The organism is Monashia sp. HAY1-2A (assembly GCF_056755315.1).
Genome location: NZ_JBNDHY010000017.1, coordinates 12030 through 32331 on the forward strand (window position 1 = coordinate 12030; position 20302 = coordinate 32331).

The 20302-nt window shown below is 73.5% G+C and carries 19 protein-coding genes; 8 read left to right on the top strand and 11 right to left on the bottom strand.

Going from position 1 to position 20302, the window contains the following annotated elements; genetic code table 11:
- Positions 1 to 105 precede the first annotated feature (105 nt).
- On the bottom strand, positions 106 to 1482 hold the full coding sequence (locus ACPYOM_RS04240) for an MFS transporter (protein ID WP_481345010.1): 1377 nt from the start codon (positions 1480 to 1482) through the stop codon (positions 106 to 108).
- 259 nt (positions 1483 to 1741) lie between these two features.
- Between ACPYOM_RS04240 and ACPYOM_RS04245 the strand changes: the two genes are divergently transcribed.
- The 4 genes from ACPYOM_RS04245 to ACPYOM_RS04260 all read left to right on the top strand — a co-directional run bounded on the left by ACPYOM_RS04245 (position 1742) and on the right by ACPYOM_RS04260 (position 5273).
- Complete coding sequence (locus ACPYOM_RS04245) at positions 1742 to 2254, top strand: MarR family winged helix-turn-helix transcriptional regulator (protein WP_481345011.1); 513 nt, start codon at positions 1742 to 1744, stop codon at positions 2252 to 2254.
- A 124-nt stretch (positions 2255 to 2378) separates the two neighbouring features.
- Entirely contained in the window at positions 2379 to 3542 is a 1164-nt protein-coding gene (locus ACPYOM_RS04250) for a methyltransferase domain-containing protein (protein ID WP_481345012.1), read from the top strand.
- A gap of 14 nt (positions 3543 to 3556) precedes the next feature.
- Positions 3557 to 4099, top strand: a complete 543-nt coding sequence (locus ACPYOM_RS04255) for a DinB family protein (RefSeq protein ID WP_481345013.1) — start codon at positions 3557 to 3559, stop codon at positions 4097 to 4099.
- Entirely contained in the window at positions 4083 to 5273 is a 1191-nt protein-coding gene (locus ACPYOM_RS04260; protein ID WP_481345014.1) for a DUF2332 domain-containing protein, read from the top strand. Before ACPYOM_RS04255 ends, ACPYOM_RS04260 begins: the two co-directional genes overlap by 17 nt.
- 75 nt (positions 5274 to 5348) lie before the next feature.
- On the opposite strand, the gene ACPYOM_RS04265 is transcribed toward ACPYOM_RS04260, so the two are convergent.
- From ACPYOM_RS04265 to ACPYOM_RS04275, 3 genes are all read right to left on the bottom strand, one after another.
- Positions 5349 to 6536, bottom strand: coding sequence for a Fic family protein (locus ACPYOM_RS04265; RefSeq protein ID WP_481345015.1), 1188 nt, complete (start codon positions 6534 to 6536; stop codon positions 5349 to 5351).
- Between the two features lie 86 nt (positions 6537 to 6622).
- Positions 6623 to 8554 (bottom strand): alpha-amylase family protein, encoded by a 1932-nt coding sequence (locus ACPYOM_RS04270; RefSeq protein ID WP_481345016.1) that lies wholly within the window; start codon positions 8552 to 8554, stop codon positions 6623 to 6625.
- 183 nt (positions 8555 to 8737) lie between these two features.
- The gene (locus ACPYOM_RS04275; RefSeq protein ID WP_481345017.1) at positions 8738 to 9358 is read right to left on the bottom strand and encodes an L-threonylcarbamoyladenylate synthase; all 621 of its coding nucleotides are present in this window, start codon (positions 9356 to 9358) and stop codon (positions 8738 to 8740) included.
- Between the two features lie 25 nt (positions 9359 to 9383).
- On the opposite strand from ACPYOM_RS04275, the gene ACPYOM_RS04280 reads away from it, so the two are divergent.
- Positions 9384 to 9809: a GNAT family N-acetyltransferase gene (locus ACPYOM_RS04280; RefSeq protein ID WP_481345018.1), complete on the top strand. Its 426-nt coding sequence runs from the start codon at positions 9384 to 9386 to the stop codon at positions 9807 to 9809.
- A gap of 7 nt (positions 9810 to 9816) precedes the next feature.
- Positions 9817 to 11019: an L-2-hydroxyglutarate oxidase gene (gene lhgO, locus ACPYOM_RS04285; protein ID WP_481345019.1), complete on the top strand. Its 1203-nt coding sequence runs from the start codon at positions 9817 to 9819 to the stop codon at positions 11017 to 11019.
- Between the two features lie 20 nt (positions 11020 to 11039).
- On the opposite strand, the gene ACPYOM_RS04290 is transcribed toward lhgO, so the two are convergent.
- From ACPYOM_RS04290 to ACPYOM_RS04305, 4 genes are all read right to left on the bottom strand, one after another.
- A complete protein-coding gene (locus ACPYOM_RS04290) occupies positions 11040 to 12290 on the bottom strand; it encodes a Tle-like phospholipase domain-containing protein (RefSeq protein WP_481345020.1) in 1251 nt (416 codons plus the stop codon).
- A gap of 82 nt (positions 12291 to 12372) precedes the next feature.
- Entirely contained in the window at positions 12373 to 13656 is a 1284-nt protein-coding gene (locus tag ACPYOM_RS04295; RefSeq protein WP_481345031.1) for an APC family permease, read from the bottom strand.
- 139 nt (positions 13657 to 13795) lie between these two features.
- Complete coding sequence (locus tag ACPYOM_RS04300) at positions 13796 to 14431, bottom strand: CE1759 family FMN reductase (protein ID WP_481345021.1); 636 nt, start codon at positions 14429 to 14431, stop codon at positions 13796 to 13798.
- Entirely contained in the window at positions 14428 to 15627 is a 1200-nt protein-coding gene (locus ACPYOM_RS04305) for an LLM class flavin-dependent oxidoreductase (RefSeq protein ID WP_481345022.1), read from the bottom strand. The genes ACPYOM_RS04300 and ACPYOM_RS04305 overlap by 4 nt, the downstream gene beginning before the upstream one ends.
- Before the next feature lie 179 nt (positions 15628 to 15806).
- Between ACPYOM_RS04305 and ACPYOM_RS04310 the strand changes: the two genes are divergently transcribed.
- Positions 15807 to 16661: a TrmH family RNA methyltransferase gene (locus tag ACPYOM_RS04310; protein WP_481345023.1), complete on the top strand. Its 855-nt coding sequence runs from the start codon at positions 15807 to 15809 to the stop codon at positions 16659 to 16661.
- Positions 16662 to 16700: 39 nt separating this feature from the next.
- Here ACPYOM_RS04310 and ACPYOM_RS04315 read toward each other — a convergent pair whose 3' ends face one another.
- Together ACPYOM_RS04315 and ACPYOM_RS04320 are read right to left on the bottom strand one after the other, a co-directional pair.
- Positions 16701 to 17240: a DUF1697 domain-containing protein gene (locus ACPYOM_RS04315; RefSeq protein ID WP_481341109.1), complete on the bottom strand. Its 540-nt coding sequence runs from the start codon at positions 17238 to 17240 to the stop codon at positions 16701 to 16703.
- A 1-nt stretch (position 17241) separates the two neighbouring features.
- Positions 17242 to 18114, bottom strand: coding sequence for a PhzF family phenazine biosynthesis protein (locus tag ACPYOM_RS04320; RefSeq protein ID WP_481345024.1), 873 nt, complete (start codon positions 18112 to 18114; stop codon positions 17242 to 17244).
- Between the two features lie 38 nt (positions 18115 to 18152).
- On the opposite strand from ACPYOM_RS04320, the gene ACPYOM_RS04325 reads away from it, so the two are divergent.
- Complete coding sequence (locus ACPYOM_RS04325; RefSeq protein WP_481345025.1) at positions 18153 to 18782, top strand: histidine phosphatase family protein; 630 nt, start codon at positions 18153 to 18155, stop codon at positions 18780 to 18782.
- 10 nt (positions 18783 to 18792) lie between these two features.
- Here the strand turns inward: ACPYOM_RS04325 and ACPYOM_RS04330 are convergent, their stop codons facing one another.
- A complete protein-coding gene (locus ACPYOM_RS04330) occupies positions 18793 to 20274 on the bottom strand; it encodes a glutamate-cysteine ligase family protein (protein WP_481341106.1) in 1482 nt (493 codons plus the stop codon).
- Positions 20275 to 20302 lie beyond the last annotated feature (28 nt).

Consider the following 20302-nt stretch of genomic DNA (forward strand, 5'->3'; position numbering starts at 1 on the left):
CATCCTGCCTCTGACGACACCCCTGCAGGTGTCTTACCCTCACAGACGCATGAACGACCGAAACGGTTGACTTGTTCCCGCCGGGTCGCGAATTGTAGGTGGGCCTCAGATGACCGCCGGAACCGGGTTTCCGGCCTGCTCGATGCCCTCGCGCATCCGGACCCGGGAGAGCAGGACGCCACCGACGACGAAGAAGACGACCAGCGCCACGATGGCCCAGCGGTAGCTGTGGCTGAACTGGTAGACGAGACCGAAGATGAGGGTGCCGAGCCAGCTCGTGCCGCGCTCCATGGCCTGGTACAGGCTGAAGTACTCGGCCTCGCGCCCCCGCGGGATGAGCTGGCTGTACAGCGAGCGCGACAGCGCCTGCGTGCCGCCGAGGACGATGCCGATGAGCAGCGCGAGGATGACGAAGAGCACCAGCTGCCTGGCCGGTACGAAGAACGCGATGACGACCACGACGGTCCAGAGCGCGATGCCGTAGAGCACGGTCCGCCAGGCTCCGATGCGGGCGGCGGTCAGGCCGAAGAGGCGCGCACCGCCGTAGGCGACGAACTGGACGAACAGGAAGACGCCGAGAACCGTGCTCTGCCCGAACCCGAGCTCCTCCTGGCCGTAGAGGCTCGAGCTGCCGATGACCGTCTGGATGCCGTCGTTGAAGAAGAGGTAGGCGAGGAGGAACAGCAGCGTCTGCGGGTAGTGGCGCAGGTCCCGGAAGGTGCTCGCGAGCTGCTTGAGGCTGCCCCCGACGACGCCGGCCGGACGGTCGACCGGCGTCGTGACCGTTCCTGTGAGGTGGCGCAGGCCGAGGTAGGGGATCACCGTGAAGGCTCCCCACCACAGGCCGGCGGACAGGAGGCTGATGCGCACCGCCGTGCCCTCGCTGATGCCGAGCGTCCCGGCGAAGGTGAGCAGGCCGAAGTTCAGGGCGAGCAGGATGCCGCCGCCGAGGTAGCCCAGCGCCCAGCCCTTGGAGCTGACCCGGTCGCGCTCGTTCTCGTTGGCGATGCGGATGAGGATGGAGTCGTAGATGACCAGGGACGCGCCGAGGCACAGGTTCGCGACGAGGATGAGCAGGACGCCCAGCTGCCAGCTGGTGCCGGCGACGAGGAACATGAGGCTCGCCGCGACGGCCCCGGCCCAGGCGAAGGCGGTCAGCAGCCGCGTCGGGTGGGCGCTGCGGTCGGCGATCGCGCCGATGACGATGAGGATCAGCGCGGAGATGATCGTCGAGACCGTGACGGTGTACGCGTAGAGCGACCCCGCCGCCACCGGGATGCCGAGGACGGACAGGTCGGTCGTGCAGTCGACCCCGTCGGCGATGCCCGGGCAGGCGGCCTGCTTCGCGATGGCCGTGAGGTAGGGACCCATGAGCACGGTGGCCGTGGTCGTCACGTAGGCAGAGTTGGCCCAGTCGTACCAGTACCAGGACCGCTGCTCCCGCGTCTCCGGTCGGGCAGCGTTGACGGCGACGTCGGACATGGCAGGAGCGTCCCACAACGCGGCGGGGCTGGACCCCGGCACCGCCTCAACACGCCGTCGGGCCACGGGGCCGCGGAGCCGTCTCCCGCGCCGACGAGCGTGAAGCACGTGGCCGAGACGACGGCGTAGGAGGTCGCCAGCTCCATTGCCGCATCACCCTCGTGCGTCGGGCCCCGACGGGGGCCTGACGCCTGGTGCCGACGCACGTTCGCACCGCGAGACCGCGCCCGCCAGCCGATTTAGCGCTAAAGTATTGGTGGTGGAGGACGTGACGGGGGACGAGGTCGAGGCGGTCGTCGACGCGTGGCGGCGTGAGCGCCCGGACGTCGACGTGTCGTCGGTCGGCATCGTGACGCCGCTCGTGCGCCTGGCCGCGATGGTCGCCGACGGCAGGTCGCGGGCGCTGGCCGCCCACGAGCTCGACCAGAGCCACCTCGACGTCCTCGCGACGTTGCGCCGGGCCGGCGCGCCGTACCGCCTGACGGCCGGTGAGCTCTCGAGGCGCTGCCGGGTGACGCCGGGCGCGACGACGCAGCGCGTGGCGGCACTGGAGCGGCTGGGGCTCGTCGAGCGGGTCCGTGAGGAGCCGGACCGACGCACCGTGCACGTGCGGCTGACGCCACGAGGCCGCGAGCGCGTCGACGAGATCATCGGCGGGGTCATGGCGGCCGACGACGCCCTGCTGGCCGGGCTGACGCCCGGGCAGCGCGACGCCCTGGAGCGCTCGTTGCGGACGTGGCTTCGCGTCGTCGGGTCGGGTGGGCACGCCTGACGCCCACCTCGGCATGCCCGACGACCACCCCATAACGCCGATAATCGACATTATGTCACTTCAGAGGATCGGGTCCTCTACCCCTCGCGGTAGACCACCGCCCGCGACCGTAGCCTTGACCCCGATGCAGTGTGACTACTTCGACGCCGCGCGCTGCCGCTCGTGCAGCCTCATGGGCCTGCCGTACGCCGACCAGCTGGCGGACAAGCAGCGGCACGTCGCCGGCGTCCTGGCTCCGCTCGCCCCGGGCGTCCGGTGGCTGCCCTCACACGCCGGCCCGGAGTCACACTTCCGCAACAAGGCCAAGCTCGTCGTCGGCGGCTCCCCCGGTGCCACGACCGTCGGCATCCTCGACCGCGACGGACACGGCGTCGACCTGCGCCACTGCGGCCTCTACGAGCCCGGGCTCGCCGAGTTCGTGCCGCGCGTCGCCGACCTCCTCGACGCCCTCGGCCTCGAGCCCTACCATGTGCCCGCCCGGCGGGGCGAGGTCAAGCACGTGCTGCTGACCCACTCCCCCGACGGGGAGGTCATGTTCCGCTTCGTCCTGCGTTCGCAGAAGCACGTGGCCCTGCTGCGGTCCCGGCTACCCGTCATCCTCGATGCCCTGCCCGGGGTGCGCGTCGTGTCCGTGAACCTCCAGCCCGAGCACAAGGCCGTCACCGAGGGCGAGGTAGAGATCATCCTGACCGACGCCGACGTCCTGCCGATGCGCCTCGACGACATCGAGCTGTTCCTGCGTCCGGCGAGCTTCTTCCAGACGAACACCGGGGTCGCCGGCGCCCTGTACCGACAGGCCCGGAGCTGGGTGGCGCGAGTCGACCCGGCGGTCGTCCTCGACCTCTACTGCGGCGTGGGCGGGTTCGCGCTCCAGGCAGCCGTCGCGCCGGGTCGCCGGGACCGCGTCGTGCGGGGCGTCGAGGTGGCGCCGGAGGCCGTCGCGTCGGCTCGGCGGAGTGCCCAGCGGCTCACCGCGTCGGGAGCGGCGCGGGCCGACCTCGCGTTCACCGTGGGTGACGCCACGCAGGTGCACCTGCTGCCCGCGACCCCGGCCTCCGCCTCGCTCGTCGTCGTCAACCCGCCCCGGCGCGGCATCGGCCCCCGGCTCGCAGCCTGGCTCGAGGCGTCGGAGGCATCGCACGTGGTGTACTCCAGCTGCAACGTCGAGAGCCTGGCCCGTGACCTCGCCGCGATGCCGTCCCTGCGCCCGCGCGAGGCGCGCCTCTTCGACATGTTCCCGCAGACCTCGCACCACGAGGTCGCCGTCCTGCTCGAGCGAGCACCCTGACCCCCGGAGGCCCCGTGACGACGACATCGACGAGCGCCGACGCCCCGTGGAGGGCACCGGTCGTCGAGCGGCCGGACGGCTCGCTCGTGGCGCGCGAGCCGGAGCTGCTCGCCGGTCTGCTGGACCACCACCGCACCACGCTGCTCGCGATCTGCTCCGGCCTGACCGGCGAGCAGCTGGCCATCCGCGCGGTCGACCCGTCCGGGATCAGCCTGCTCGGCCTGCTGCGCCACCTGCGCAAGGTGGAGCGGGTCTGGTGGCGCCAGCGTGTCGGTGGCCAGGACGTCGCGCCCCTCCACGGGTTCGGCGAGGGCGTCGACCGCGACTTCGACGAGCTGGACCCCGAGGGCGCCGCCGACGACTACGCCGCCCTCCTCGACGAGTGGCGCGAGGCCGACGCCGTGGCAGCCGTGCACGACCTCGAGGAGGTCGTGCCCTCCGGCGGCGAGCCCTTCTCGGTGCGTTTCGTCTACCTCCACCTCATCGGCGAGTACGCCCGCCACAACGGGCACGCCGACCTCGTCCGGGAACGGGTCGACGGTGCGACCGGCTTCTGAGCCGGGCCGGGCGCGCGACGAGGACGGCGGGACCGACGTGGAGCGCCTCGACCGGGTGCGTCGGCGGTTTCGCGAGTTCGGTGCCGAGTACGCCTCCCTGCCGCTGTACGGCACGGTGAGCCGACGCGTCGCGGAGGACCCGCAGACGGCCGGGCTGCTCGTGGCGGCCCAGCCCGGTCAGGCCCGTCCCGTGCTGTGGTTCGCGGCTCTGCACGACCTGGTCCTGCAGCGGCCCGACGTGCCGGCTGCACGGTGGTACGCCAGCGTGGTCGGGCGCGATGCCGTCGCCACCGGTGACCCGTGGCCCGACGTGCGCGAGACCGTCCTCGACCACGCCGACGAGCTGCGTCGGACCGTCGCCACGCGGACGACGCAGACCAACGAGGTCAACCGCTGCGTCTACGTGGCAGCGGGACTCGCTGCAGCGGCGGGCAGCTCGGGTCCGCGGTCCCGCGAGGCGGCCGGACCAGGTCGCGTGGCACTCGTCGAGCTCGGGGCGAGCGCTGGGCTGCTGCTCGGTGTCGACCGGTACGCCGTGACGACGACCACCCGGGACGGTGCGCGTGCGACGGTCGGCGACGCCGCGTCGCGCGTCCGGTGCGAGGGCCTGGACCGCTCGGCCCGCCGGCCGGCCCTCGGACCGCTGCCGCAGGTGGCGGGGCGCGCCGGCCTCGACCGCGACCCCGTCGGGCTCGAGGACGAGGACGCCGTGCGCTGGCTGCTCGCGTGCCTGTGGCCGGACGTGCCGGGCCGGGTCGAGCGGTTCGAGGCCGCCCGACAGGTGCTGCGCGCGGACCCTCCCCTCGTCCTGCGGGGCGACATCGTCGAGGACGTCGCCCGGGCCGTGGGCGCGGCGCTGGAGGACGCGCGCGCCGGCTCGGACGCGGGTGTCGCCGAACACGTCGTCGTGTTCAGCTCGTGGGCGCTGACCTACGTCGAGCGCGAGCGGCGGGCGGCCCTCGGCGCCGAGCTGGCCCGGATCGCCGGGTCGGTCCCGCGGCTGACGTGGTTCACGGCGGAGCCGCCGGGCTGCGTGCCCGGCCTGCCCGATGACCCGCGGGGCGGCGAGGGCCCGACGGTGCTCGGACTGCGATGCTGGGTCGACGGCGCCGAGGGTCGGCCGAGCGTCTTCGGTGTCGGGCACCCGCACGGCACGTGGATCGACGCCTGGTGAGCCTCGAGTTCGCCTGCCAGCGAACATCATAATGTCGATTATGGGCGAATCATGTTGTGGCGCAATGGAACTCGATCACGGAACCCGACGGCCAAGGCCGGCGGCGTAGTCGTCGAGCGCGGCGAGCACATCAGGCGCCCGGTACACGCGGTTGCGCCGGTGTCCGGTCGACTCCACGACGATCTGGTCGCCGACGAGTCGCTGGATCGCGGACTGCGCGGTCGGCGCCGTGACGCCGAGCTCGCGCGCCACGACGCGCGCCGTGACGACGGGCTGGCGGACGAGGAGGTCGAGCACTGCCCGAGCGGTGGACCCCGCACGGGCCGTGAGGCGCTCCTCCCACTCCGTACGGACGTCTCGCAGCGCCCCGACGAGTCGTTCGCCGATGTGGGCCCCGCTGCGCGCGGCACCGGCGACACACCGCAGGATGGGCTCCGCGTCACCGGCCCGGTACGCGGTCAGGGCGGAGAAGTACTCGTCGCGGACGGCGAGCAGGCCGGCGGAGATGGGCACCGTGACCCGGTGGATCGCGCCGGTGTGCAGCAGCACCGAGTGCAGCAGGGCCCGACCGGTCCGGCCGTTGCCGTCGGTGAACGGGTGGATCGTCTCGAACTGGGCGTGCGCGAGGGCGGCCTGGGCCAGTGGCGGCAGGTCGTCGCGGTCCATGAAGGCGACGAGGTCGGCCACGAGGCCCGGGACGTCCGCGGCCACGGGCGGCACGTAGTCGGCCCGGCCGGGGTGCAGGGGTGAGCCGCCGACCCAGACCTGCTCGGTGCGCCACTCCCCTGCCGCGTGGCGGACCTGCTGGGCCATGAGGGCCCGGTGCATCGCGAGGATCGCCGACTCGTCCAGGCGGCCGGCGAGGTCGAGAGCGGCCTGCATCGTCCGGACGTTGCCGAGGATGAGCGAGGCGTTCGCGCGGTCGCCCTCCCCGATCTCGGCCTCGGCGAGGGCTCGGGCCGAGGACGTGAGGTTCTCGATCTGCGAGCTCGCGGCGCTCTCCGAGCGCAGCAGAACCGCGGCGAACGGGGCGATCTCCCCCGCTCCGCCGGCGTCGAACGCGGCCAGCAGCCGGGTCGCCTCGTCCAGGTCCGCGGCCAGGTCCCCCGGCAGCATGAGCGTGGCGGCCGCCACGGCCGGGACGAGGGCCGCGTCGTAGGTGCGGGGCGTGGCTCGCAGCGCCCGGCGCGACAGGTCGAGCAGCCCTTCGATCGGCTGCCAGGGCACGCTGCGCCACCCGAGCGCGGGCCAGCTGACCGCCATGTCGCCACCTCCTTGGTAAAGGTTATCGGACAACCTTTACCAAGGAGGTGGCCAGGGGTCAGCGTCCACCCGGCGGCGGCGAGCCCTCAGACGGACGCGTCGACGACCCACCACGCGGCATACGGACTCAGCGCGGCCATGCCGTCCGGCCCGGCGTACACGGGGTGCCCGCCGAGCGCGTCGACCGGCTGTGCGATGCCCGCCTCGTGCAGGTGGCGCACCTCGACGGTGCGCCACGTCGGCGTCACGTTGTAGACGCCGACCATCGGCCCGCTCGGGTGCGAACGGACGACGACGAGCACACCGTCGTCGGTGTCGGCGACGACGGTCACCGGCGCCGAGGCGTGCAGCTGCGGCAGCCCGGCCCGCACCCGGGCCAGGTGTCGCAGGCCCTGGAACACCTTCCCCGCGTCGGTCGACAGATCCCCCCGCCGGGCGGCGACCTCCCAGTCGAGGCGTTCACGGTGCGCCCAGCGGTTGTCATCCTTGTGACCCGGCTCGAGGTCCCACAGCGGGTCGTTGGGCAGGCCGAGCTCGTCACCGCTCCACACGACGGGGATACCTCCCCAGCCGGCCACCACGGCGTGCGCGAGGAAGAGACGCGCCAGGCCGAGGTCTCGCTCGAGCCGGTCGCCGTCGTCCTCCCCGGCCTGCAGCCCGGTCAGGGCGGCGGCGGTGCCACTGATCCGCTTGTCCCCGGTGAGCGGATTGGCCTGGAACACCAGGCCGCGCGCCCAGGACCCCGGGAACTCGCCGGCATACCAGTCGGACAGGAAGCGCCGGTGCGCGAAGCCGTCGAGCCCGGCCCGCGCGGCGTCCTCGTCGTCGATGGCCCAGCCGATGTCGTCGTGGCAGCGGACGTAGCAGATCCACGTGCCGCTCGGGGGCGTCGGCGGCAGGGCGGCGAGCGCGACCCGGGCCAGCGTCGTGCTGCCCGTGGCGAGCATCGACCAGACCTGGACCATGAGGCTGTTGTGATAGGCGAGGTCGCTGACCCGGCCGGCGTGGGGTCCCAGGCCGAGGTACTGGACGAGGTCGCGCGGGCCGACGATCGCCTCGGCCTTGAACGCGAGCGCCGGGCACGCGATGCGCGCCACCGCGTGAAGCGCCTGGGCCACCGCGTGCACCTCCGGCTGGTTCTGGCAGTTGGTGCCGAGGCGCTTCCACGTGAAGGCGATGGCGTCGAGCCGGAGCACCTCGACTCCGAGGTTGGCCAGGTGCAGGACGATCTCCGCGTACTCGACGAGGACGTCGGGGTTGCCCCAGTCGACGTCCCACTGCCACTCGTTGAACGTCGTCCAGACCCACGCTCCGAGCTCGTCGTCCCACGTGAAGTTGCCGGGCGCGAAGTCGGGGAAGACCTCGGGCAGGGTGCGCTCGAACGCGTCGGGCATGACGCGGTCGGGGTAGATGTGGAAGTAGTCGCGGTAGTGCTGCTCCCCCGCTCGGGCGCGCCGGGCCCACTCGTGCTCGCGGGCGACATGGTTCAGGACGAGGTCGAGGACGAGCGAGATGCCCTCGGTGCGCAGGGCGCGGGTCAGCTCGCGAAGGTCCTCGACGTCGCCGAGGTCGGGTCGCACGCGTCGGTAGTCGGCGACGGCGTAGCCGCCGTCGTTGTCGCCGTCACGCGGCAGGAGCAAGGGCATGAGGTGCAGGTAGGTGACGCCGAGGTCGCGCAGGTAGTCCAGGTGGCCGGCGAGGCCGCGCAGGTCCTCGGCGAACCGCTCGGTGTAGCAGGCGTAGCCGAACATGTCCGGCTGCTGGAGCCAGTCCGGACGCAGGAGGCGCTTCTGGTCGAGGCGCCGCAGCTCGGGGTCACGGTCGCGGAAGCCGGCGACGGCCCGCCCGATGAGCCGCAGCGCCAGCGCGGACACGTCGCGCCCGGGGTAGAGCGTGGCGAGCGCCGCGACGAGGTCGTCGGTCCAGCGGTCGAGCCGCAGCCGGATCGTCTCCCGCTCGGCAGGGTCGAGCCCCGCGAGCAGTGCCGTCATCGACTCCTTCGTCGGCGCGTGGCTCATGGCCCGATTGAACCCCACGCGGCGACGCGGCGACAGTGGGGACCACGCGAGCGCGGCCCGTGTCGCAGCCAGGTCCGCAGCCAGGTCCGCAGCCAGGTCCGCAGCCAGGTCCGCAGCCAGGTCCTTGGTCTCGGCGGGGTCGACGGCAACGCGACAGCGGCGACCGGAGCGCGCCGCACGCGCTCACTCGAAGGGCGAGGGGTCACCGGCCCCGACCCGCGTCACCTCGGGGTGGCCCTCGGACCAGTCGACGACGGTGGTCGGCTCGAGTCCGCACTCCCCCGAGTCGATGACGGCGTCGACCACGTGGTCGAGGCGGTCCTTGATCTGCCAGCCGTCCGTCATCGGCTCGTCGTCGCCGGGCATGAGCAGGGTGCTCGACAGGACCGGCTCGCCCAGCTCGCGGAGCAGCTCGCGCACGACGGGATGCTCGGGGATGCGGACGCCCACGGTCTTCTTCTTCGCGTGCAGGAGGCGGCGCGGCACCTCGCGGGTCGCCGGCAGGATGAAGGTGTAGGGCCCGGGCGTCGCGGCCTTGACGGCGCGGAACACGGCGTTGTCGAGGTGGACGAGCTGGCCGAGCTGCGCGAAGTCCGCGCAGACGAGCGTGAAGTGGTGCTTGTCGTCGAGCTGCCGGATCCGCAGGATGCGCTCCTTGCCCTCGGGGTTGTCGAGGGTGCAGCCCAGGGCGAAGCAGGAGTCGGTCGGGTAGGCGACCAGGCCGCCGTCGCGCAGCACCTGGACGGCCTGGCGGATGGCTCGAGGCTGGGGGTCCACCGGGTGGACGTCGAAGTACTTCGCCATGACGCCACCCTGCCATGCTGGGCCCATGACCGAGCCTGCCAGCCCCCCGGAGGACGGCCGCCCCGTCGCAGCCACCGACCCGGCACCGGCACCTCCGGACGTCGATGCCGACCGTTTCACCGTCGTCGACGCGACCGCCGCCGGACGCTGGGAGGTGCGCGACGGTGAGCGCGTCGTCGGCATCGCCCAGTACGAGGTCGTGCCGGGCCACGACGGGCGTCCCGACCGCGTCGTCTTCTTCCACACCGAGGTGCGCCCCGAGCTGGAGGGCCACGGCCTGGCGAGCCGGCTGGCGCGGACGGCCCTCGACGCGACGATCGAGTCCGGACGCGTCGTGGTCGCCCTGTGCCCGTACATCCGCGCCTGGGTCGCTCGGCACCGCGAGCCGTACGCGGCGCACGTCGTCCCGGCCACGCGGGCCGACATCGAGGCCGTCGAGCAGAGCGGGTGACCGGAGTGTGAGCCGGACGCACGTCGCGGTCGTCGGCGCCGGCATCGTCGGTGCCGCGGTGGCGCGCCGGCTCGTCTCGCTCGCCCCGCGTCCCGTGGTCACGGTCGTCGAGAAGGAGGCCACGCCCGGCCGGCACCAGACCGGCCACAACAGCGGGGTGGTCCATGCCGGCGTCTACTACGCGCCGGGCTCGGACAAGGCACGCCTCTCGCGTCAGGGCGTGCGCAGGCTCTCCGCGTACTGCCGCGAGCGCGGCCTGCCCTACGACGAGCTGGGCAAGGTCGTCGTGGCGCTCGACGCCGAGGAGGAGCTGCGGCTGCGGGAGCTCGAGCGACGGGCCCGCGCCAACGGCGTCCCCGGCCTCGAGCGTCTGGGGCCCGACGGCTTGCGAGCCGTCGAGCCGCACGTCGCCGGACGCGCCGCCCTGCTGTCCCCGACGACCGCCGTCACCGACTTCGGCGCGGTCGCGCGGTCGTTCCTCGAGGACGCGTCGCGCGCGGGTGCCACGCTCGTCACCGACTTCGACGTCGTCGACGTGCGCCGAGGGGGCTCGGAACCGGTCCGGCTGACCGCGCCCGACGGCCGGGTGGTCACCGCCGACGTCGTGGTCCTCGCGGCCGGTCTGGGCGCCGACCGGCTCGCGGTGCTCGCGGGTGACGGCCCCGACCCGCGCATCGTGCCCTTCCGTGGCGAGTACCTGCGCCTCCGTCCGCAGGCGCGCCACCTCGTCAAGGGCCTCGTCTACCCGGTCCCCGACCCGCGGTACCCGTTCCTCGGCGTGCACCTCACGCGGCGCACCGACGGCGAGGTGCTCCTCGGACCCAACGCCGTCCTGGCCACCGCCCGCGAGGGCTATCGTCGTGGCGACGTCGACCTCGACCAGCTGCGCCGGCTCGCGGCATCACCCGGGTTCCGGCGCTTCGCGCGTGCCAACGTGCGCACCGGGCTGCACGAGCTCGCGGGCTCGCTCAGCCGGCGGACGTACGTCGCCCGGGTCCGTCGGTACGTGCCCGAGCTGCGGACCTCGGACGTCCTCACGGCCCCGGCCGGCGTACGGGCACAGGCCATGGACGCCGACGGCTCGCTCGTGGAGGACTTCCGCTTCAGCCGCGTGGGCCCGGTGTTCTGCATCCGCAATGCGCCCTCCCCCGCCGCCACCGCGTCGTTGGCCATCGCCGACCTCGTCGTCGACCGCCTCGGCCTGACCTGACCACGCGTGCGGCGGCGGGCTCACTGCTTGCCGAACCAGGTGCTCGCCTCCATGGCCTCGATGACCGAGGGCGCCTGGTGCTCGTGCACCGACCAGCTGCCGAGGTCCACGGCGACGTCGACGACACCGACGACCGGGCTCACGGCCGCCCAGCCGGACACGGACACGCGCGGCCGCTCGGCCGGGTCGAGCGCGATCTGGGTGCCGAGCGCGTCGGGCGCCAGGACGTTGTCGCCGATGCCGAACGGCACGTGGTCGACGAAGGAGCCGAGCGGGTTCTGCAGGGTCGTGAGCAGCTCACCGCGCACGTGGTAGTTGCGCACCTGGTCGGGGGCGATGCCGACGTGCCCGCCCCCGAGCGCGGCGGCGGCGAGCAGCGTGTTGGGGTGCACGCCGGCGGCGTTGAAGGTGACGGCGGGCTGTCCCGTGGCCGCCGCGGCCGTGCTGGCCAGCCCGCCGCCGAGGGAGTGCCCGGTCAGGACGAGGTGGTCCGGCCCGACGGCGGAGTCGAGGTCCCGGGCCAGGCCGATGGCCTGCAGGTGCTGGGTGCTCAGCTGCCCGGTGCCCTGCTGGATGTTGGTGGCCCAGTCGCCGACGCTCGTCGGGTCGGTGCCGGCGAACGCGAGGACGTAGCCACCGTCGCTGTCGGCGTACACCTGGGCCTGGAAGCCACCCGGTCCGGTGAGCCGCGACGGGTCGATGCCGAGCGCGCGCAGGTCGTCGTCGGCCACTGCGACGAACCGTTCGGTGCCCGTCCCGTCGTAGACGCCCCGCGCCAGCCGGGCCAGCTCGAGGTCGACAGGACGCGGCTCGGTGCCGCGCGTCTCCTCGGCGAGCGGCCGTGGCTCGGGTCCACCCGGCCCGGTCGGCGGGGGCCCGGGTGTCGGCCCGAGACCACCGAACGGCCAGGGCGGCCACGGGGTGCGGCCTCCGGCACCAATGGCACCGCCGGCAGTGCTCGGTCCGGCTGGACCGCTCGCGGCGCGTTGGCCCCGGGCGTTGTCGCGCAGCCTGGTCGCCAGGTCGTCGAGCCGCGTCCCGAGCAGGGACAGCTGGGCCGCCGCGCGCTGCCAGTCTTCGGTCAGGCGGTCGGCGTCGTCGCCGCCCCAGGCCTGCCCGAGCATCGAGACCGCACGGGACGCGTCGATGCGGACCCCGTCGACGTCTCGTGCACTACGGGCGAGCTCGACGGCCACCCGGTCGAGCGCCTCCGGGTCGGCCCCCTTGCGGTAGAGCACGGCACGCACCTCCTCCAGCAGCGGTGCGGTCACGCTAGGGCCCCGGGGGTCACGGGTCCATGGGGAGCGGTCCCCGGCGTGTGCCATCCGGTCGCCGCCTGGGCGTGCACGACGCTCAGGAGGGTCCGGCCCGCCTCGCGCGGACCACGACGAGCCGGCCGAGCAGGCCCGCCGCGAGCACCCCGACACCGGCGACCAGGGAGCCCAGCGGGACCGCCCAGGCGAGGGCGAGGCAGCCCACGAGGCCGAAAACCGCCACGGCCCGCGGATACCGCCGGTGCTCCGACGTCTGGGTCAGCGCCGCTGCGTTGGCCACGGCGTAGTAGGTCAGGACGCCGAACGAGGAGAAGCCGATGACGCCGCGCAGGTCGGTGAGCAGGACGAGGGCGATGACGAGGGCACCGAGGGTCAGCTCCGCCACGTGCGGCACGGCGAAGCGGGGGTGGACGGCCGACAGCCGGCGGGGCAGGTCCCCCTCCCGGGCCATCGCCAGCGCCGTCCGGCCGACCCCGGCGACGAGGGCGAGCAGCGCGCCGAGCGTCGCGACGGCGGCCGCGGCAGCGGTGACCCACACGAGCCACCCGTCCGGCCCCTGCGCGACCGAAGCCGCGGTGCGAACGGGTGCCGGCGACGCCGCCGTGGCGGTCGGTCCCAGCACGTGCAGCAGCAGCGCGCCGGTGAGCGCGTAGATCGGCACGACGACGGCGAAGCTGAAGGCGACGGCGCGCGGGATCGTCCGCGAGGGGTCGAGCACCTCCTCGCCGAGCGTGGCGACGCGCGCGTAGCCCGCGAAGGCGAAGAAGAGCAGGGCTGCGCCCTGGAGCACACCGCCGAGGCCGGCGGAGCCGGAGGCAACCTGTGCTGAGTCGACGGGCGGCGCGTCCCACCTGAGGACGGCGGCCGAGACGAGCACGACGGTGAGCAGGACGAGGACGACCGTGACGAGCGCGCGGGTCAGGGCGGCCGTGCGGGTGATGCCGCGGTAGTTGACGCCGACGAGCGCGGCGACGGTGACGGCGGCAACGGGGCGCTGCCAGGTGGGTGGGACGACGTAGGCGGCGAAGGCGAGCGCCATCGCCGCGCAGCTGGCCGTCTTGCCGACGACGAAGCCCCAGCCGGCGACGAAGCCCCACCACGGTCCGAGTCGCTCACGGCCGTAGACGTAGGTGCCGCCCGACGTGGGGTACTGGGCCGCCAGCTGGGCCGACGACGCAGCGTTGCAGATGGCGACGAGCCCCGCCAGCAGCAGCGCACCGAGGAGCCAGGAGCCGGCCGATGCGGCGGCAGGCGAGAACGCGGTGAACAGGCCCGCGCCCACCATCGAGCCGACGCCGATGAGGGTCGCGTCGGTCGTCGTCAGGCGGCGGGCGAGGGCGGGCCCGGGTCGGCTCGCCGGCATGGAGGTCACGGCCCGAGTCTGCCCGTTCCCGCGTCCTCTGCGCCGAATGGGCCGGGCCCGTCCCGCCGACGCACCGGAGCCGCGACCCGTCGTGGGCCGCGGCTCCGGCGTGCGTCCACCGCTTTCGGCGGTCAGGCCCTCAGGCGCTCAACCCGTCGAGCAGCGCCGCGAACGGCGTGACGTCCTCGAAGGGGTCGACGCGCTCGCGTCGCGGCGCGCCCGACACGAGCCCGGCGAAGGCGGCACCCGCGCGCGTGATGCGCTCGCCGAGCCGGCCGGCCTCGACGCTGCCCCAGTCCTCGGACGCCGCGAAGACGGCGACCGGGGCGACGAGGGCGCCGAGGTGGGCGAAGAGGGGCCGCAGCGCGTGGTCGATCGCCAGCGAGTGGCGGGCCGTGCCCCCGGTGGCGCCGAGCAGGACCGGCGTGTCCCGCAGGGCGTCCTTCGGCAGCACGTCGACGAGCATCTTGAACAGCCCGCTGTAGGAGGCTGCGTAGACCGGCGTGGCGACGATGACGGCGTCCGCCCCGGCGATGGCGTCGAGCCGCGACTGCAGCTCGGGCGCCGCGAAGCCCGTGAGGACGTTGTCGGTCAGCTCGTGGGCGATGTCGCGCACCTCGACGACCTCCACCACGACCTCGCGGGGGGCGAGGGCGCGTACGACGGCCTCGGTGAGGCGGTCGGCGAGCAGCCGCGTCGAGGACGGCTGGGTCAGTCCGGCCGTGACGACGGCGAGGTGGACCGGCCGGCGCAGGTCGGTGGGACGGGTGGTCATCGGGTCACCTCCACGGTGGTCTCGGTGGGCTCGGTGGTCTCGGTGGGCTGGGCGTGCGCCGCGTCGGGCGAGGCGCCGGTGACGTCGTCGGCGGGGGCGTACACGGTGGCGTCGTGCGCGCCACCCGCGGCCGCGACGAGGCCGGCGTGGGTCGGGGCGTCCGGCACGTGGGCCGGCTTCAGGGCGGCGAACTCGTGGCGCAGGACGGGCACGACCTCCTCGCCGAGGATGTCGAGCTGCTCGAGGACGGTCTTGAGCGGCAGGCCGGCGTGGTCCATGAGCCAGAGCTGGCGCTGGTAGTCGCCGACGTAGTCGCGGAACCCGAGGGTGCGCTCGATGACCTCCTGCGGGCTGCCGACGGTCAGCGGCGTCTGGGCGGTGAAGTCCTCGAGCGACGGCCCGTGGCCGTAGACCGGCGCGTTGTCGAAGTACGGACGGAACTCGCGGACCGCGTCCTGGCTGTTCCTGCGCATGAACACCTGACCGCCGAGGCCGACGATGGCCTGGTCGGCGGTGCCGTGGCCGTAGTGCTCGAAGCGCCGGCGGTAGAGCTGCACCATCTGGGCGGTGTGGCTCGCGGGCCAGAAGATGTGGTTGGAGAAGAAGCCGTCACCGTAGTACGCGGCCTGCTCGGCGATCTCCGGGCTGCGGATCGAGCCGTGCCAGACGAACGGCGGCACGCCGTCGAGCGGGCGCGGCGTCGACGTGAAGCCCTGCAGCGGGGTGCGGTAGTTGCCCTGCCAGTCGACGACGTCCTCGCGCCACAGCCGGTGCAGGAGCGCGTAGTTCTCGATGGCCAGCTGCAGTCCCTCGCGGATGTCCTTGCCGAACCACGGGTACACCGGGCCGGTGTTGCCACGGCCCATCATGAGGTCGACGCGGCCCTCGGCCAGGTGCTGGAGCATCGCGTAGTCCTCGGCGATGCGCACGGGGTCGGTCGTCGTGATGAGGGTCGTCGACGTCGACAGGATGATCCGCTCGGTCTGGGCCGCGATGCTGGCCAGCAGCACGGGCGGGTTGCCCGGGGCGACGAAGGGCGGGTTGTGGTGCTGCCCGGTGGCGAAGACGTCGAGCCCGACCTCCTCGGCCTTCTTTGCGATGGCCACGGTGGCCTTGATCCGCTCGTGCTCGGTCGGCGTCCGTCCCCTGGTGGGGTCGGTCGTGACGTCGCCGACGGTGAAGATCCCGAACTGCATGGCTCCCAGCTCCTTGGTTGTTGAGAATTCAACTTGCAGAACGCGGGACCTCCCCGGCCCATTCCCGGCCTCGGGTCCGGGCCCATCATGCCTGCGTCGGCGGCCTCCACGGACGGGCCGGGCACCGGCACCGTGCCGAACGCGCCGGGCCCTCACCCTGCCTGTGACATCCTGACGCCGTGAGCTCGCAGGACCCACGCACCACCCGCCCGGGCACCGGCCACCCGGGGCAGGCCGAGCCCGTGTCCCCCAAGGACCGGTTCATCACCGTCTACGGGCGAAACCCGGTCCACGAGGTGCTCCTCGACGCCGGCCTGCACGTCGACAAGGTCGTCGTCGCCGAGGGGGTCCGCGGATCCGGCATCCGCGAGATCGAGCAGGCCGCCCGCCGTCGCGGCGTCCCGGTTCAGCGGGCCAGCGCCGAGCGCGTCAAGAAGCTGGCCGGCAACGGGCGCCAGGACCAGGGTGTGCTCGCCGACGTCGTGGCGCCGCGGATGCGTCCCCTCGGCGCGGCGCTCGCCGCGCTCGTCGGGGGGCAGGGCCTCCCGGCCGGCGCGCTCGGGGAGCCCGCGACCACGCTCGGCGCCGTCCTCGTCCTCGACGGCATCACCACGCCCGCGAACGTCGGCATGATCCTGCGGTCCGCGACGGCCGCCGGGGTGGACGGCGTCGTCGTCCCCCGTCGCGGGGTCGCCTCCCTCGACCCGCTGGTCGTCAAGGCCTCGGCCGGCGTCGCGTTCCGCGCGCCGATCCTCAAGACCGCCACAGCCGCCGAGGCCGTGGCCACCCTCAAGGACCACGGCTTCCACGTCGTGGGGCTCGACGCGTCCGGTGACGACGACCTCTTCGCGGCGCACCTGCCCACGCCGGTCGCGTTCGTCCTCGGCAGCGAGACGGCCGGCCTGTCCCCCGACGTCGCGCGGCTCGTCGACACGTGGGTCTCGATCCCGATGGCCTCGGGGGTCGAGTCGCTCAACGTGTCGGCGGCCGCGGCGGTCGTCTGCTTCGAGCTGGTCCGCCGGTCGCGCCTCTGACGCGCGCCACGGCTCAGGCGCAACCGCGCCGGTCGGGCCTCAGGGGCACCACCTGTCGGCGAGGGCCCGGACCACGGTGATGCTGCGGGCGGTGCCGACGGCGCCGGTGAGCCGCTCGATGCGGGCGTGGGTCAGCCGGGCGCCCTGCACGCCGTCGGACAGGAACAGCACGATGTCGGTGCCGAGGACGCGGGCCGCCTCGGTCGGTACGTCCCAGGCGTGCAGCGCCTCGACGCCGTCGGGATCCAGGTCGCCGGTCATGAACGTGACGTAGCGTCGGGCGTCGGGCGCGATGGGCGAGTCCAGCTGCTCGGCCTCCTCGGCGAGCCGGCGCAGCTGCGCCGGCGTCCGGACGACGACGGGCACGTCGAACCCGAACGCGTCGCTGATGAGTCGGTGCAGCTCCTTCTCGACCTTGGCGGCGCTGCGCATCGGCGAGGTGACCTTGACGTTGCCGGTCTGGATGTGGGTCTCGACGTCGCGGAAGCCGTGCTCCGACAGCACCTGTCGGAGTCGCTCCATGCGCACCTGGCGCTTGCCGACGTTGACGGCCCGCAGGAAGCCGATGTAGACACCCACCTCAGCGCTCCCGTCCCGCCGCGGTGGCGTCGCGGCACGCGCCCGCGCCGACCCGCTCGACGCGGCCACCGACGTGCACCCCTCCGGCGGCGTCCACTTCGAGGACGAGCCGGGACGGACGCCCGACCGCGGCGCCCTGGCTCACCTCGATCACCGCGTCGCGCCGGCCCTGCTCGGCCAGCCACCCGCCGAGGTTGGCGCAGGCGGAGCCGGTGGCGGGGTCCTCGGCGACTGCAGACCCCTGGGTGAAGAAGAGCCGGGCCTCGATGCTGCCGGGGCCGGTCCAGGCCCACACGTAGACGTGCGGCGGGTGACCCGGGGACGCCATGTGCCGGGCCATGAGCCGCGGGTCGGCGACGCAGGCCCGCACGTCCTCGACGTCGCGCAGGCGCACGATGAGCTGCTCGACGCCGGCGTCGACCCACGACGCCTCGACCACGGCCGCCTGCTCGAGCCCGAGGGCGGTGGCCAGGTCGGCCGGGCTCGCGTCGACCGGACGGGTCCGGGCGGTCGGTGCGTCGAGGCGCCAGCCGCCCTCGACCCGCTCGACCGGGATGCGCCCCGCGGGCATGGTCAGGTCGACCCGGTTCGGCGGACGGCCGCTGACGAGCCCGGCGACGACCTCCGCGGTACCGAGCGTCGGGTGGCCGGCGAACGGCATCTCGTGGTCGGGGGTGAAGATCCGCACCGACGCCTCGCCCGCGCCGTCCTGCCCCGTGACGAACGTCGTCTCGCTGAGGTTGAACTGGCGGGCCCACCGCTGCATCGCGGCCTCCCCCAGGCCCCCGGCGTCGGTGAAGACGCACAGGGGGTTGCCCGAGAACGGGTCGCCCTCGACGGCGAAGACGTTGAGCAGCTCGAACGGCAGGTCCATGGGGCGAGTCTGCCCGAGCAGGTGCGAGGATGGCGCCCATGGCCCAGCGCGACAGCGCCGTTCCCGGCGACCTCTACCTGTTCCGGCACGGCGAGACCGAGTGGTCGCTCACCGGCCAGCACACCGGCACCACGGACCTGCCGCTCCTGCCCGAGGGTGAGCAGGCGGCCTGCGAGCTCGCCGACATCCTCCGCGCGCGCACCTTCACGCGGGTCCTCGTCTCGCCGCTGCAGCGCGCCCGTCGCACGGCCGAGCTCGCCGGCCTCGGCGACTTCGAGGTCGAGCCGCTCCTGCGCGAGTGGGACTACGGCGCCTACGAGGGCATCACGACGAAGCAGATCAGCGCCGAGGTCGGCCACCCGTGGGAGGTGTTCGTCGACGGCGTGAAGCCCGGTGTCACACCCGGCGAGACCGTCGAGCAGGTCGCCGCACGGGGCCAGCAGGTCATCGACAAGGTGTGGCCCGACCTCCAGGAGGGGAACGTCGCGCTCTTCGGGCACGGCCACGCCCTGCGCGTCCTCACCGCGGTCTACCTCGGTGTCGACCCGCGCTTCGGCCAGCAGCTGGTCCTCGACGCCGGGTCGATGAGCGTCCTGACCCACCACCGGTCGACGCGCTGCATCGGCTCGTTCAACCTCTCGCCCTGGCGGCTGCTCAAGGACGCCTGAGGCCCACGCGTCAGGGCAGCTCCCACGTGTGGACCGGCGCGTTGGCGCTCATCCCCTCGATGTAGCGCGCGAGCATCTCGCGCAGCGCCTTGTCGCGGGTCAGGCCCTGCGCCTCGAGCCGGGCGACGCACTCGGTCTGCCACGAGGCGCCGTTGACGCCGTTGAGGCAGCGCTGCTCGATGATCGTCAGGTACCGGTCGCGGACCGCCGCCGACACGCCCCAGCGGTCGAGGCCCTCGTGGGCCATCGGCAGCAGCCGGCGCAGGACCAGCTCGGTCGTCGGCACCTCACCGAAGCCGGGCCAGTACGTCCGGGCGTCGATCCCGAGCCGCGCGCCCTCCTCGAAGTTCGCCTCCGCGGCCGAGAAGCTCATCCGGGTCCACACCGGACGGTCCTCCTCGGCGAGGTAGCGCAGCGTCCCGTAGTAGAAGGCCGCGTTGGCGAGGACGTCGGCGATGCTCGGCCCGGCCGGCAGCACCCGGTTCTCGACCCGCAGGTGCGGGCGGCCGCCGACGATGTCGTAGATGGGTCGGTTCCAGCGGTACACGGTGCCGTTGTGCAGGCGCAGCTCCTTGAGCGCGGGCACCTCACCGCGCTCGAACACCTCCTCGGGCTCCTCGTCCGAGATCTCCGGCAGCAGGGCGGGGAAGTAGCGGACGTTCTCCTCGAAGAGGTCGAAGATCGAGGTGATCCACCGCTCCCCGAACCAGACCCGCGGCCGGACGCCCTGGTTCTTCAGCTCGACCGAACGGGTGTCGGTGGACTGCGTGAACAGCGGGATGCGGGTCTCCGCCCAGAGCCGCTGCCCGAGGAAGAACGGCGAGTTCGCGCCGAGGGCCAGCTGCGGGCCGGCGAGGACCTGCGCGGCGTTCCAGTGGTCGGCGAACCGCTCCGGCTGCACCTGCACGTGCAGCTGGATCGAGGTGCACGCCGACTCCGGCGCCAGGCTGTCGGAGTAGCGGGCGATGCGCTCGCCGGTCGGGCCCTCGAGCTCGAGCCAGACGTCCTCGCCGCGCGCGTCGAGGACGGCGTTGTTGAGAGCCGCGTAGCGGATGTTCTCGCTGATCCAGTCGCCCTCGAAGTGCTCGGCCATGATCGTCGGCAGGATGCCGATGGCCACGATGCCGACGCCGAGGTCGGCCGCGCGCGCCGAGGCCTGGTTGAGCGACTCGCGCAGGTGCTGCTCGAGCTCGAGCGCCGAGTCCCCGGGCAGCGGGCGCGGGTGGACGTTGAGCTCGATGTTGTAGCGGGCGAGCTCGGTCTGGAAGTTCTCGTCGGCGATCTGCTCGAGGACGACCTTGTTGTCGAGCTTGGGCCCGAGGTCCTCGGAGACGAGGTTGAGCTCGATCTCGAGCCCGGTCATGGGCCGGTCGAACTCGAACTCGCTCTTGCCGAGCATCCGTTCGAACACGTCGAGGTCGCGGCGGACCTTCTCCCGGTACTGCTGCCGCTGCTCCCGGGTGTACCTGGCCTGCTCGACGTCGGCGCCCACGAGCCGAGACAACCACACTCGCGGGCTC